This window comes from Variovorax sp. OK212 (assembly GCF_900112425.1).
Taxonomy (GTDB): Bacteria; Pseudomonadota; Gammaproteobacteria; order Burkholderiales; family Burkholderiaceae_C; genus Variovorax.
In genome coordinates, this window is sequence record NZ_FOLP01000010.1 from 221,708 (window position 1) to 234,152 (window position 12,445).

The following is a 12,445-nucleotide window of genomic DNA, read 5'->3' on the forward strand; positions in this document are numbered from 1 at the left end:
GCGCAGGGGTTTCTACGAATGGCATGAATGTCACTTCTGGAAACAAATACGACGTTTGTTTGCATCGGCTTCCCAATGGCCGCTGAATTGCCCCGAAAGGTTTCCATGACGAAGACGCGCACCCTTTGCGCTACCGCCCTGCTGGCGCTGCTGGCCCTGACCGCCACGGGCGCGTCGGCCCAGATCCTCATCGGCCAGACCGCCGGCATGACCGGCTCGGTGGCCGCGAGCGTGAACGAGACCATCGGCGGCGCGCAGCTGGTGATCGACGCGGCCAACGCCCAGGGCGGGATCCACGGCGAGAAGATCGAGGTGATCCGCATGGACGACGCCTTCGACGTGAAGCGCGCCGGAGACAACGCCCGCGCGCTGATCGAGGACAAGAAGGTGCTCGCGCTCTTCATGAGCCGCGGCACCCCGCACTCGCAGGCCATCGTGCCGTGGCTCGACAAGTACGACGTGGCGCTCGTCGGCCCCTCGACCGGCGCGATGGTGCTGCACAAGCCGCTGCAGAAGCACGTGTTCAACGTGCGCGCCACCTACCAGCGCGAGGCCGAGAAGGCGGTGCAGCACCTGCTGACCATCGGCCTCACGCGGATCGCCGTGGTGCACGTGACCGACTCGTTCGGCACCGACGCGCTCGAAGGCGCCATGGCCGGCTTCACCAAGGGCAAGGCCAAGCCGATCGTGACCATCCCGGCCGACCGCGACAAGCCCGACTACAAGGCGATCGTGCCCGCCATCAAGGGCGCCGAGGCGCAGGCCGTGGTGTGGATCGGCTCGGGCGTCGCGGTGGTCGACGGCATCAAGGCGCTGCGCGCCGCGGGCTCGGCGGCGCAGGTGGTCACGCTGTCGAACAACGCGTCCTCGGGCTTCATCAAGCAGCTGGGCGACGCCAGCAAGGGCGTGATCGTCACGCAGGTGTTCCCGAGCGAGCGCGCCATCGGCCAGCCGATGGTGAAGGAAGCGCTGGCCCTCGCGCAGGCCAAGGGCCAGGCGGAACTCTCGCCGGCCGCGCTCGAGGGCTTCGCCTCGGCCAAGGTGCTGGTGGAGGCCCTGCGCCGCGCGGGGCCCAAGCCCACGCGCGCCAGGATGGTCGCCGCGCTCGAGAGCATCCGCAACTACGACCTGGGCGGCGGGCTGGAGGTGAGCTATTCGCCGCAGGACCACAGCGGCATCGACTTCGCGGACCTGTCGATCATCAGCGACGGGCGCTTCAAGCGCTGAGCCCCTTCTTCCAGGCTTTTTTCGCAACGGCCCGCCGGCATTCCGGCGGGCCGTTTGCTTTCGAGGGCCTGCAGGAGCCTTGGAAACCTTGGTTTGACAGGGTTTGCGCGAGCTAGCGGCCAGTCACGTTCAGCAACACATTACACACCTGCTGACACCGGCACCCGCTCCTTGGAAAGGCTTTGCTCGATGAAGAAGACGTTGACGTCCTGCGCCGCGGCGCTCCTGCTGGCCATGGCGGCGCCCGGCGTGCAGGCCCAGATCGTGATCGGCCAGTCGGCCGACCTGTCGGGCCCGGTCGCGGCCAGCGTGAAGGAAACCATTGCCGGCTCGCAGCTGGTGATCGACGCGGTCAATGCACAAGGGGGCATCAACGGCGAGCAGATCGAGGTGATCCGCATGGACGACGGCCTCGACGCCAAGCGTTCGCTGGAGAACACCCGCGTGCTGATCGAAGACAAGAAAGTGGTGGCGCTGCTGCTGAACCGCGGCACGCCCAACACGCTGGCGGTGATTCCGCTGCTCGACAAGTACGGCGTGGCGCTGGTCGGCCCGTCGACCGGCGCGATGGCGCTGCACAAGCCCGTGCAGAAGAACATCTTCAACGTGCGCTCGACCTACCAGCGCGAGGCCGAGAAGGCGGTGCAGCACCTGCAGACCACCGGCATCCAGCGCATTGCCGTCGTGCAGGCCGACGACTCGTTCGGCAAGGACGCGATGGAAGGCGCGAGCAAGGGCTTCGAGAAGGCCAACCTCAAGCCGGCCGTGGTGGCGCTGGCCGACCGCAACAAGCCCGACTACGCGGCCATCGTGCCGCAGCTGACCAAGGCGAACGCGCAGGCGGTGCTGTGGATCGGCTCGGGCACGGCGGTGACCGACGGCATCAAGGCGCTGCGCGCAGCGGGCTCGGCGGCGCAGATCATCACGCTGTCGAACAACGCGGCCTCGGGCTTCATCAAGGAACTGGGCTCGGCCAGCGCGGGCGTGATCATCACGCAGGTGCTGCCCTACGAACGCGCGGCGGCGCACCCGCTCATCAAGGAGGCGATGACGCTGGCCAAGGCCAAGGGCCAGACCGAGCTGTCGCCCGCGCTGCTCGAAGGCTTCGTGGCCACCAAGGTGCTGGTGGAGGCGCTGCGCCGCACCGGGCCCAAGCCCACGCGCGCCAAGCTGATCGCCACGCTCAACGCCTTCCAGTACGACCTGGGCGGCGGCCTCGACGTGAGCTACTCGCCCACGGACCACACGGGCATCGACTACGTCGACCTGTCCATCGTGAGCGACGGCAGGTTCAAGCGCTAGGGTTCGTCCCCCCGTTTCTCCGTGCCCCCCGGCCAGCGCCTTGCGTCGGCGCCGCGGCCGGGGTTCTACTTCGGCGCCGCAGCCGGGGTTTTACTTCGGCGCCGCGGCCGGCGCGGGCTCATGCGCGGTGGTGTCGCCGCCGTGCTTCTCGCCCGACATGTCGACCTTGTCACCGGCCTTCGAAATCACATACAGGGCAAGGGCGGCGAAGATGACGAAGCCGACGACGAGTTTCCACATGGGTGCTGTCTCCTGAAGAACGGATGGATCGATGAAGCGCTGAAGCTTTGAACCGGACGGCTCAAGAAAAAGGCCTCATGCGGTTGGCATGAAGCCTCTTTGTGGAGCGGAGGGCGCAGCGCCCTCCTGCCGTGTGCGAACGCGGAACTCAGTCGTTCGCGTAGATGTCCACGTCCTTGGTCTCGCGGATGAACAGCGTGCCCACCACCAGCGTGATGCCCGCGATGATGATCGGGTACCACAGGCCGTTGTACATGTTGCCGGTCGACGCCACGATGGCGAAGGCCGTGGTCGGCAGCAGGCCGCCGAACCAGCCGTTTCCGATGTGGTACGGCAGGCTCATCGAGGTGTAGCGGATGCGCGTGGGGAACATCTCGACCAGCATCGCGGCGATCGGGCCGTAGACCATCGTCACCAGCAGCACCAGCCAGAACAGCAGCAGCACCGTGAGCACCTTGTTCATCTTGGCCGGGTCAGCCTTGGACGGGTAGCCCGCGATCTTCAGGTCTTCGGCCACGCCCTTCTTGAAGGCGGCAATTTCCTTGGCGGAGCCTTCGTCGAACTTGAGGTTCACGACGTTGCCGATGGGGGCCTCGACGGTCTTGTCGCCGATCTTCACGACCGCCTTCGAACCCGGCGCGCCGGCCACGTTCTCATAGCTCACCGAGTTCTGCACCAGGTAGCGCTTGGCGATGTCGCACGAGCTCTTGAAGTCGATCTCGCGGGCCACCGGGTTGCCCTGGAACGAGCAGGTGGCCGGGTCGGCCGTCACCGTCACGCCGGCCGTGGCTTGCGCGCGGGCCAGGTCGGGGTTGGCGGCTTCGGTCAGCATCTTGAAGACCGGGAAGTACGTGACCACGGCCAGCAGGCAGCCGGCCATGATGATCGGCTTGCGGCCGATCTTGTCCGACAGCGTGCCGAAGATCACGAAGAACGGCGTGCCCAGCAGCAGCGCCGCGGCAATCATCAGGTTGGCCGTGGTCGCATCGACCTTCAGCTGGGCCGTCAGGAAGAACAGCGCGTAGAACTGGCCCGAGTACCAGACCACCGCCTGGCCGGCCGTGAGACCGACCAGCGCCAGGATCACGATCTTCAGGTTCTTCCACTCGCCGAACGATTCGGCCAGCGGCGCCTTCGAGGTCTTGCCCTCGGCCTTCATCTTCTGGAAGGCGGGCGATTCCGACAGCGTCAGGCGAATCCACACCGAGATGCCCAGCAGCAGGATCGACACCAGGAACGGAATGCGCCAGCCCCAGTCGTTGAACACCGCTTCGCCCAGGCCTTCGCGCACGCCCAGGATCACCAGCAGGCTCAGGAACAGGCCCAGCGTGGCGGTCGTCTGGATCCACGAGGTGTAGGCCCCGCGCTTGCCGTGCGGCGAGTGCTCGGCCACGTAGGTGGCGGCACCGCCGTACTCGCCGCCGAGCGCCAGGCCCTGCAGCATGCGCAGCGCGATCAGGATCACCGGCGCCGCGACGCCGATGGTCGCGTAGCTGGGCAGCAGGCCGACGATGAAAGTCGACAGGCCCATGATCAGGATGGTCACCAGGAAGGTGTACTTGCGACCGATCATGTCGCCCAGGCGGCCGAACACGATGGCGCCGAACGGACGCACCAGGAAGCCGGCGGCGAACGCCAGCAGCGCGAAGATGAAGGCCGCGCCCGCATCCAGGCCGCTGAAGAACTGCTTCGCGATGATCGCGGCCAGCGAGCCGTAGAGATAGAAGTCGTACCACTCGAACACGGTGCCGAGCGACGAAGCGAAGATGACCTTCTTCTCCTCCGCTGACATGGGCCGGGGGGCCGGATGCGGCACTCCCCGTGAATCTAGTGTGGCTGCCATTTGTCGTCTCCTGTGTGTATGCGTTCGTGCGGCGCCCGATATCCGGACGACCGTGAGGCATTCTTGGAGGCACGACTGACCCGAGCCTTGCGCGAAACTGAACCGACGCTTACGAATTAAGGTGAAACCCGCGCGGCGCGTTTCAGCTTGTAAGAAATCGGAGGCCTGCTCGGGTTTGTCCTCAGACCCTGCTGCCGTGCAGCAAAGTGCTCAGGCCTTGCTTGTGCAGCCATGTGCTCAAGGCTTGTTGCGCAGCAACGAGGGGCGCTGGTCGGCGCCGGTCCATTGCGGACCGTCGAACCACGCGTCGCCCGACAGGTAGGCGCGCAGCATCGCAAGGCCGTCGAAGCCCCAGAACAGCCGGCCGTCGACCACACAGGCCGGCGTGCCGAACACGCCCCGCTGCAGCGCCTCGTCGGTGTTGCGCTTGAGCAGCGCCTTGCTCTCGTCGCTGTTGGCGTCGCGCCGGGGCGCGAGCTGCGCGGTGAGCGCGGCAAGGCGTGTGGCGTCGCCCGCTTCCTCGCCGCCGCGCCACACGTGGCGGAACACGGTCTCGGCCACGAGGCGGCTGACGGTGCCGTCGTCGCCGGTCGACAGCGCGAGCCGCAGGTGCGCGAGCGGGTTGTAGGGGTGCGAGGCCGGCATCTCGATGGCAATGCCGTGCGTGTGGCCCAGCCACAGCACGTGGCGGTAGGTCCAGCTGCGCTTGGACGGAATCTCCGCCGGGCCGAGCTGGCCGTGCTGCTTGAGCAGCGCGCCCAGCAGCACCGGCTTGTAGGCCACGCTGTAGCTCAGGCCTTCGAGCGCCTCGGGCAGGTGCTCGAACGCGAGGTGCGCGTAGGGCGAGATGAAGTCCAGGTAGAAGTCGATGTGCTTCATGCGGGGGTGTCTCCAGGCACGCGCCAGATGCCGGCACGTGCGCGCAACTCTATCGCGCGCCACACGTGGCGCCGCGTCTCGTCTTCCATCTTGCTCCAGCCCGCGATCTCGGGAATGGTGCGCAGGCAGCCTTCGCAGAAGCCGCTCAGGCGGTCCATGCGGCACACCGAGGTGCAGGGCGAAGGCACGGCGTCGGCCGCGCCCTGCACGGCCACGGCGCGTTCGGCCAGTGTTTCAGCGGCGTCGAAATTCACACCACGTCCGCCACCGGCGCGCCGGTGAGCTTCTCGAGGTCTTGCGGGCGCAGCTGGAACACCGCATGCGGATGGCCCGCGGCGGCCCAGATCTCCTCGAAGCGGAACAGCTCGCGGTCGATCAGCACCACGGGCTTGGTGACGTGCCCCACGGGCGACACGCCGCCGATGGTGAAGCCGGTGCGCGACTTCACGAAGTCGGCGTCGGCGCGGCCGGTCTTGCCGACCAGCGCATCGACCTTCTTCTCGTCGACGCGCTTGTCACCCGAGGTGATGACCAGCACCGCCGCCTCGTCGCTCTTGCGGCGAAAGATGATGCTCTTGGCGATCTGCCCGACGGAGATGCCGAGCGCGTCGGCCGCCTGCTGCGCGGTGCGGCAGGCGTCGTCGAGCATGCGCGGCGAATGGGGATGGCGGGCGTCCTGGAGCACGCGCGAGACGCGCTGGACACCGTCGGGAAGGGAATGGAGTTCGGAGCCGCACATGGCTGGTTCAGCAGGTTGGCAGGTTGTAGGGGGAGATGGTGGGGGCGGTCGCCCCCGCGTTGCAGGCCCCCTGAGCATACGGAAAAGCCCCGCGCACCCGCGCTCGGCACCGATTTGCGCCCCTTCGCCGGGCGCACCAATGCAGAGACGCGCGCCGGGCCACGGCGCACGACGCCCGTGCGCGCGGTGCCGGCGGCGGTGCGGTTTCGGTGCGCGACCGGGCGCGGCCACGGCTTTCAGGCGGTTTTTGCGGCGGCACGGATATTGCTGTACACGAGCGTAGACCCGCTGACTTGATGGCGGGTCACAGTGCCTCCGCTAACGACGGCGGGGTTCGAGCGAGCCGATGGCCCCACGCCGCCGGTTCGTCCGCTCCAACCCAATTTCGCATCCGTTCCGTCGCGGGGGCTCCACTGCAGCTGTCCATCTACAGACAGCATTCAGCGGGCCACGGCTTCCCGGACCGGTTGCGTGCAGGACCCCCAATGAAGATCGCAGTCATCGGCCACGGCATGGTCGGCCACAAGTTCCTCGAGCAACTCCACGAGCTCGGCGTCGCGAATGCACAGGTCACCGTGCTGTGCGAAGAGCCCCGCCCGGCGTACGACCGGGTGCACCTGTCCGAATTCTTCGCCGGCAAGACGGCCGAAGACCTGTCGCTGGTCGAGCCCGGCTTCTTCGAGCGCAGCGGCTTCACGCTGCGCCTGGCGGCCCGCGCCGCGGCCATCGAGCGGCGCAACAACACCGTCACCACCGCCGACGGCGAGGTGATCCCCTATGACAAGCTGGTGCTGGCCACCGGCTCCTTCCCGTTCGTGCCCGCCGTGCCGGGCCGCGACCGCCCCGACTGCTTCGTCTACCGCACCATCGAGGACCTCGAGGCCATGAAGGCCTGCGGCGCCAAGTCGCGCAGCGGCGTGGTCGTGGGCGGCGGCCTGCTGGGCCTGGAATGCGCCAAGGCGCTGCGCGACATGGGCCTGGAAACCCACGTGGTGGAGTTCGCGCCGCGCCTGATGGCCGTGCAGGTCGACGAAGGCGGCGGCCGCGCGCTGCGCAACAGCATCGAGGACCTGGGCCTGCACGTGCACACCGGGCGCAACACCGTGGAGATCACCGACGGCGCCACCGCCCGCCACCGCATGGTGTTCGCCGACGGCACGCACCTGGAGACCGACATGATCGTGTTCTCCGCCGGCATCCGCCCGCGCGACGAACTGGCGCGCCAGAGCGTGCTGGCCGTCGGCCCGCGCGGCGGCGTGGCGGTGGACAGCCACTGCCGCACCAGCGACCGCGACATCTACGCGATCGGCGAATGCGCCTCGTGGAACGAGCAGACCTTCGGCCTCGTCGCGCCAGGCTACGACATGGCCCGCGTGGCCGCCAGGCACATCGCCGGGCAGGACGACGCCGCCTTCACCGGCGCCGACATGAGCACCAAGCTCAAGCTGATGGGCGTGGACGTGGCCAGCATCGGCGACGCGCACGGCAAGACGCCGAAGTCGCGCGCCTACCAGTACATCGACGAGCGCAAGCAGGTCTACAAGAAGATCGTCGTCAGCGAGGACGGCAAGCAGCTGCTGGGCGCGGTGCTGGTCGGCGACGCCGCCGAGTACGGCACGCTGCTGCAGCTGGCGCTCAACGGCATCGCGCTGCCGGCCGACCCCGAGTTCCTGATCCTGCCGTCCAGCGACGGCAAGGCCAGGCCGGGCCTGGGCGTGGACGCGCTGCCCGACACCGCGCAGATCTGCTCGTGCAACAACGTCACCAAGGGCCAGATCTGCGAGGCCGTGGGCCAGGGCGTGTGCACCAGCGCCGAGATGAAGGCCTGCACCAAGGCCGGCGCCACCTGCGGCGGCTGCGTGCAACTGGTCACGCAGGTGATGAAGATGGAAATGGCCAAGCGCGGCATGGCCGTCGACAACCACCTGTGCGAGCACTTCCCCTACTCGCGCCAGGAGCTGTACCACCTGGTGCGCGTGGGCGAGATCCGCAGCTTCGCCGACCTGCTGGCCAAGCACGGCAAGGGCCTGGGCTGCGACATCTGCAAGCCCACCGCCGCGAGCATCTTCGCGTCGTGCTGGAACGAGTTCGTGCTCAAGAAAGACCTGGCCGGCCTGCAGGACAGCAACGACTACTTCCTGGGCAACATCCAGAAGGACGGCACCTACTCGGTGGTGCCGCGCATGCCGGGCGGCGAGGTCACGCCCGACGGGCTGATCGCCGTGGGCCAGGTGGCCAAGAAGTACGGCCTGTACACCAAGATCACCGGCGGCGCGCGCGTGGACATGTTCGGCGCGCGCGTGGAGCAGTTGCCCGCCATCTGGGAAGAGCTGATCGCGGCCGGCTTCGAGTCGGGCCATGCCTACGGCAAGTCGCTGCGCACGGTGAAGAGCTGCGTCGGCTCGACCTGGTGCCGCTACGGCGTGGACGACAGCGTGGGCCTGGCCGTGGCGCTGGAGAACCGCTACAAGGGCCTGCGCGCGCCGCACAAGATCAAGTTCGGCGTGTCGGGCTGCACCCGCGAATGCGCCGAGGCACAGGGCAAGGACGTGGGCATCATCGCCACCGACAAGGGCTGGAACCTGTACGTGTGCGGCAACGGCGGCATGAAGCCGCGCCACGCCGAGCTGCTCGCGAGCGACCTCACCAAGGCCGAGCTCATCCGCCTGATCGACCGCTTCCTGATGTTCTACGTGCGCACGGCCGATCGCCTGCAGCGCACCAGCACCTGGCGCGAGAACCTCGAAGGCGGCCTCGACTACCTCAAGGGCGTGCTGCTGCAGGACACGCTGGGCCTGGGCGGCGAGCTCGAGACCCAGATGCAGCGCGTGGTCGACACCTACCAGTGCGAATGGAAGACCGCGGTGAACGACCCCGTCACGCGCCAGCGCTTTCGCTCATTCGTCAACAGCGAGAAGCCCGACGAGCACATCGTGTTCGTGCAGGAGCGCGGCCAGATCCGCCCGGCGCGCACCGAAGAGCGCACCGAGGAGCGCGCCAAAGCCGCCGATGTGTCGATGGCCTGAACTGAACGAACACCCAAGGAAACCCCATGACCTCGATGACCTCCATCGCCTCGCAAGACATCCGGTGGACCCCGGTGTGCGCCGCCACCGACATCCTTCCCGACACCGGCGTGTGCGCCCTCGTCGACGGCGTGCACGTGGCGATCTTCAGCGTCGGCCAGGAACAGTCGCTGTTCGCCATCGACAACGTCGACCCCAAGGCCAAGGCCAGCGTGCTGTCGCGCGGACTGGTCGGCAGCCTGGGCGACCGCATCGTGGTGGCCTCGCCGCTCTACAAGAACCACTTCGACCTGCGCAACGGCGAATGCATCGAGGCGCCCGAGCACTCGGTGCGCGCGCATGCCGTGCGCGTGCACGAGGGCCGCGTGCTGGTCGCGCTGGCCTGAGGCACCGCCCTCCTCTTCATTCGTTTCGTCTTCGCGCTTTTCGTCTTCACGCTTTCAGTCTTCACGCTTCTTCAAGGAAAAAGAATGGCCTACCTAGCCCCCGCCGAGTTCGTCACCAAGATGGTCGATGCCGGTGAATCCAAGTTGCTCATGTCCACGCGCGACACGCTGATCCGCTCGTACATGGCGGGCGCCATCCTCGCGCTGGCCGCGGCCTTTGCCGTCAGCATCACCGTGAACACCGGCAATGCGCTGGTCGGCGCGATGCTGTTCCCGGTCGGCTTCATCATGCTGTACCTGCTGGGCTTCGACCTGCTGACCGGCGTGTTCACGCTGGCGCCGCTGGCCGTGTTCGACAAGCGCCCCGGCGCCACCTGGGGCGGCGTCATGCGCAACTGGAGCCTGGTGTTCGTGGGCAACTTCGCCGGCGCGCTCACGGTGGCGGTGTTCATGGCCGTCATCTTCACCTTCGGCTTCAGCGAAGCGCCCAACGCCATCGGCGAACGGCTCGGCCACATCGGCGAAGGCCGCACGCTCGGCTACTCCGCGCACGGCGCCGCGGGCATGCTCACGCTGTTCATTCGCGGCGTGATGTGCAACTGGATGGTGTCCACTGGCGTGGTCGCGGCCATGATGTCGACCACCGTGTCGGGCAAGGCCATCGGCATGTGGATGCCCGTGATGATCTTCTTCTACATGGGCTTCGAACACTCGATCGTCAACATGTTCCTGTTCCCCACCGGCCTGATGCTGGGCGGCAAGTTCACGCTGATGGACTACCTGATCTGGAACGAACTGCCCACCGTGCTGGGCAACCTGGTGGGCGGCCTGACCTTCGTCGGCCTGACGCTGTACGCCACGCACTACAAGACGGCGCCCAAGCGCGTCGCCGGCTGATCCGCGAGCGCATGCCCGCCTCGCCCCGGAAGGCGCTGCGCGTCACGCTCGGCCAGCACTCGCTGGCGGGCGCCAAGTCGCAGGTCAACCAGGACTTCCACGGCGCGATGCTGCCCGAGGGCGCGCTGCGCGCGGCCAAGGGCATCGCGGTGGCGCTGGCCGACGGCATCGGCTCCAGCCGCGTGAGCCAGGTGGCGAGCGCGGCGGCCGTGCGGGGCTTTCTCGACGACTATTACGCGACCTCCGATGCGTGGTCGGTGCGGCGCTCCGCGCAGCGCGTGCTGAACGCCACCAACGCGTGGCTGCATGCGCAGACGATGCGCAGCGACGCGCGCTTCGACAAGGACAGCGGCTACGTCTGCACCTTCAGCGCGCTGATCCTCAAGGGCCGCGACGTGCACCTGCTGCACGTCGGCGATGCGCGCATCTACCGGCTGCACGCCAACGCGCTCGAACAGCTCACCGAAGACCACCGCGTGCACGTGTCGTCGGCCGAGTCGTACCTGGGCCGCGCGCTGGGCGCCGGCGCCAACGTGGAAATCGACTACCGCTGCTGGGAGGCGGAGGTGGGCGAGGTCTACCTGCTGGCCACCGACGGCGCCTACGCGCACCTGGACGCCGCCACAGTGAACGACGCGCTGGCCCGTGGCGCGGACGATTTCGACGCGGCCGCGCGCCTGATCGCGCAGGCCGCCCAGGCCAAAGGCAGCGACGACGACAGCACGGTCCAGCTGCTGCGCATCGACGAACTCCCCGTGGCCGACGCGCCGCCGGCCCAACTCCAGCGCGAAGGCCTGGCGATGCCGCCCGCGCTCGCACCGCGCGCCCGCTTCGAAGGCTTCACGCTGGTGCGCGAGATCCACATGAGCGCGCGCAGCCACGTCTACCTGGCCACCGACGACGCCAGCGGCCAGCCCGCGGTGCTGAAGCTGCCGTCGGTCGACCTGCGCGACGACCCGGACTACCTCGACCGCTTCGTGCGCGAGGAATGGGTGGCACGGCGCATCGACAGCCCGCACGTGCTCAAGGCCAGCGCCGTCACGCGCACGCGCAGCCACCTGTACGTGGCCATGGAGTACGTGGAAGGCCACACGCTCGCGCAGTGGATGGTCGACAACCCGCGCCCGCCGCTGGACAGCGTGCGCGGCATCGTCGAGCAGCTGGCGCGCGGCCTGCAGGCGCTGCACGGCAAGGAAATGCTGCACCAGGACATGCGGCCCGAGAACGTGATGATCGACCGCGCGGGCACCGTGAAGATCATCGACCTGGCCACCACCCACGTGGCGGGGCTGGCCGACGGCAGCGGCGAGCGCCGGGCGCTGGCCATCGAAGGCACGCTGCAGTACACCGCGCCGGAATACTTTGTCGGCCACGGCGGCACGGCCCGTTCGGACCTGTTCTCGCTGGCCGTGATCGCCTACCGGATGCTCTGCAGCCAGTTGCCCTACGGCCTGCAGGCCTCGCGCATCCGCTCGCCCGCCGATGTCGGGCGGTTGCGCTATGTGCCGGTGCGGCACTTCCGCCCCGACCTGCCCGCATGGGTCGACGCGGTGCTGCAGAAGGCGCTGCATCCGCAGGCCATGAAGCGGCAGGAGGCGGTGTCGGAGTTCGCGCACGACCTCAGGGCGCCCGGCCCCGAGTTCCTCAGCGCGCGCTCACCCGCGCTGATCGAGCGCCGCCCGGTGCTGTTCTGGCAATGCACGACCGTGCTGCTGGCCGCCGCGGTGGTCGTGCTGCTGGGGCTGCGCGCCTTCGGTCACTGAAGACGGCGCCGCAGCGCTCGCGGTTCAGCCGGCCCGCTTGGCGCGGATGGCCTTCGACGCGAGCGAGTTCGGCTCGCGGCCCAGCGCCTGGCTGATGTACACGCCCGCGTCGATCAGCTTGTCCATGTCGATGCCGGTCTCGA

General features: G+C 68.2%; 11 protein-coding genes and 1 pseudogene. 6 read left to right on the forward strand and 6 right to left on the reverse strand.

All coding sequences use genetic code 11. The features are described 5' to 3' along the window. The first annotated feature begins 105 nt into the window (after positions 1-105). Positions 106-1,227 (forward strand): ABC transporter substrate-binding protein, encoded by a 1,122-nt coding sequence (locus BM004_RS26125; protein WP_093217941.1) that lies wholly within the window; start codon positions 106-108, stop codon positions 1,225-1,227. Between the two features lie 189 nt (positions 1,228-1,416). Then, on the forward strand, positions 1,417-2,529 hold the full coding sequence (locus BM004_RS26130; protein WP_093130523.1) for an ABC transporter substrate-binding protein: 1,113 nt from the start codon (positions 1,417-1,419) through the stop codon (positions 2,527-2,529). A 90-nt stretch (positions 2,530-2,619) separates the two neighbouring features. On the opposite strand, the gene BM004_RS41555 is transcribed toward BM004_RS26130, so the two are convergent. The 5 genes from BM004_RS41555 to BM004_RS26150 all read right to left on the reverse strand — a co-directional run bounded on the left by BM004_RS41555 (position 2,620) and on the right by BM004_RS26150 (position 6,230). Continuing rightward, complete coding sequence (locus BM004_RS41555) at positions 2,620-2,769, reverse strand: hypothetical protein (RefSeq protein WP_177206608.1); 150 nt, start codon at positions 2,767-2,769, stop codon at positions 2,620-2,622. A gap of 148 nt (positions 2,770-2,917) precedes the next feature. Next, positions 2,918-4,612, reverse strand: coding sequence for an MFS transporter (locus BM004_RS26135; protein ID WP_093130524.1), 1,695 nt, complete (start codon positions 4,610-4,612; stop codon positions 2,918-2,920). Between the two features lie 237 nt (positions 4,613-4,849). Further along, entirely contained in the window at positions 4,850-5,491 is a 642-nt protein-coding gene (locus tag BM004_RS26140) for a 2-hydroxychromene-2-carboxylate isomerase (protein ID WP_093130525.1), read from the reverse strand. After that, positions 5,488-5,745: a DUF1289 domain-containing protein gene (locus BM004_RS26145; protein WP_093217943.1), complete on the reverse strand. Its 258-nt coding sequence runs from the start codon at positions 5,743-5,745 to the stop codon at positions 5,488-5,490. Before BM004_RS26145 ends, BM004_RS26140 begins: the two co-directional genes overlap by 4 nt. After that, the gene (locus tag BM004_RS26150; protein WP_093217944.1) at positions 5,742-6,230 is read right to left on the reverse strand and encodes a YbaK/EbsC family protein; all 489 of its coding nucleotides are present in this window, start codon (positions 6,228-6,230) and stop codon (positions 5,742-5,744) included. Before BM004_RS26150 ends, BM004_RS26145 begins: the two co-directional genes overlap by 4 nt. Before the next feature lie 485 nt (positions 6,231-6,715). Here BM004_RS26150 and nirB point away from each other — a divergent pair, with 485 nt between their 5' ends. The 4 genes from nirB to BM004_RS26170 all read left to right on the forward strand — a co-directional run bounded on the left by nirB (position 6,716) and on the right by BM004_RS26170 (position 12,302). Next, a complete protein-coding gene (nirB, locus tag BM004_RS26155; protein WP_093217946.1) occupies positions 6,716-9,256 on the forward strand; it encodes a nitrite reductase large subunit NirB in 2,541 nt (846 codons plus the stop codon). A gap of 26 nt (positions 9,257-9,282) precedes the next feature. Beyond that, positions 9,283-9,642 carry a nitrite reductase small subunit NirD gene (gene nirD, locus BM004_RS26160; protein ID WP_371270621.1) on the forward strand — a complete coding sequence of 120 codons (360 nt, stop codon included), beginning with the start codon at positions 9,283-9,285 and terminating at the stop codon, positions 9,640-9,642. 84 nt (positions 9,643-9,726) lie between these two features. Next, positions 9,727-10,539 carry a formate/nitrite transporter family protein gene (locus BM004_RS26165; RefSeq protein WP_093130529.1) on the forward strand — a complete coding sequence of 271 codons (813 nt, stop codon included), beginning with the start codon at positions 9,727-9,729 and terminating at the stop codon, positions 10,537-10,539. 11 nt (positions 10,540-10,550) lie between these two features. Beyond that, positions 10,551-12,302 carry a bifunctional protein-serine/threonine kinase/phosphatase gene (locus tag BM004_RS26170; RefSeq protein WP_093217947.1) on the forward strand — a complete coding sequence of 584 codons (1,752 nt, stop codon included), beginning with the start codon at positions 10,551-10,553 and terminating at the stop codon, positions 12,300-12,302. A gap of 24 nt (positions 12,303-12,326) precedes the next feature. Here the strand turns inward: BM004_RS26170 and BM004_RS42080 are convergent. Beyond that, positions 12,327-12,445, reverse strand: a pseudogene (locus tag BM004_RS42080) (hydroxymethylglutaryl-CoA lyase); the annotation flags it as partial.

Excerpts from the sequence above, each read along its gene's own strand:
- BM004_RS26135 (WP_093130524.1), bottom strand. The coding sequence starts at position 4,612 with ATGGCAGCCACACTAGATTCACGGGGAGTGCCGCATCCGGCCCCCCGG.
- BM004_RS26140 (WP_093130525.1), bottom strand. The coding sequence starts at position 5,491 with ATGAAGCACATCGACTTCTACCTGGACTTCATCTCGCCCTACGCGCAC.
- BM004_RS41555 (WP_177206608.1), bottom strand. The coding sequence starts at position 2,769 with ATGTGGAAACTCGTCGTCGGCTTCGTCATCTTCGCCGCCCTTGCCCTG.
- BM004_RS26165 (WP_093130529.1), top strand. The coding sequence starts at position 9,727 with ATGGCCTACCTAGCCCCCGCCGAGTTCGTCACCAAGATGGTCGATGCC.
- nirD (WP_371270621.1), top strand. The coding sequence starts at position 9,283 with ATGACCTCGATGACCTCCATCGCCTCGCAAGACATCCGGTGGACCCCG.
- BM004_RS26130 (WP_093130523.1), top strand. The coding sequence starts at position 1,417 with ATGAAGAAGACGTTGACGTCCTGCGCCGCGGCGCTCCTGCTGGCCATG.
- BM004_RS26125 (WP_093217941.1), top strand. The coding sequence starts at position 106 with ATGACGAAGACGCGCACCCTTTGCGCTACCGCCCTGCTGGCGCTGCTG.
- BM004_RS26150 (WP_093217944.1), bottom strand. The coding sequence starts at position 6,230 with ATGTGCGGCTCCGAACTCCATTCCCTTCCCGACGGTGTCCAGCGCGTC.
- nirB (WP_093217946.1), top strand. The coding sequence starts at position 6,716 with ATGAAGATCGCAGTCATCGGCCACGGCATGGTCGGCCACAAGTTCCTC.
- BM004_RS26170 (WP_093217947.1), top strand. The coding sequence starts at position 10,551 with ATGCCCGCCTCGCCCCGGAAGGCGCTGCGCGTCACGCTCGGCCAGCAC.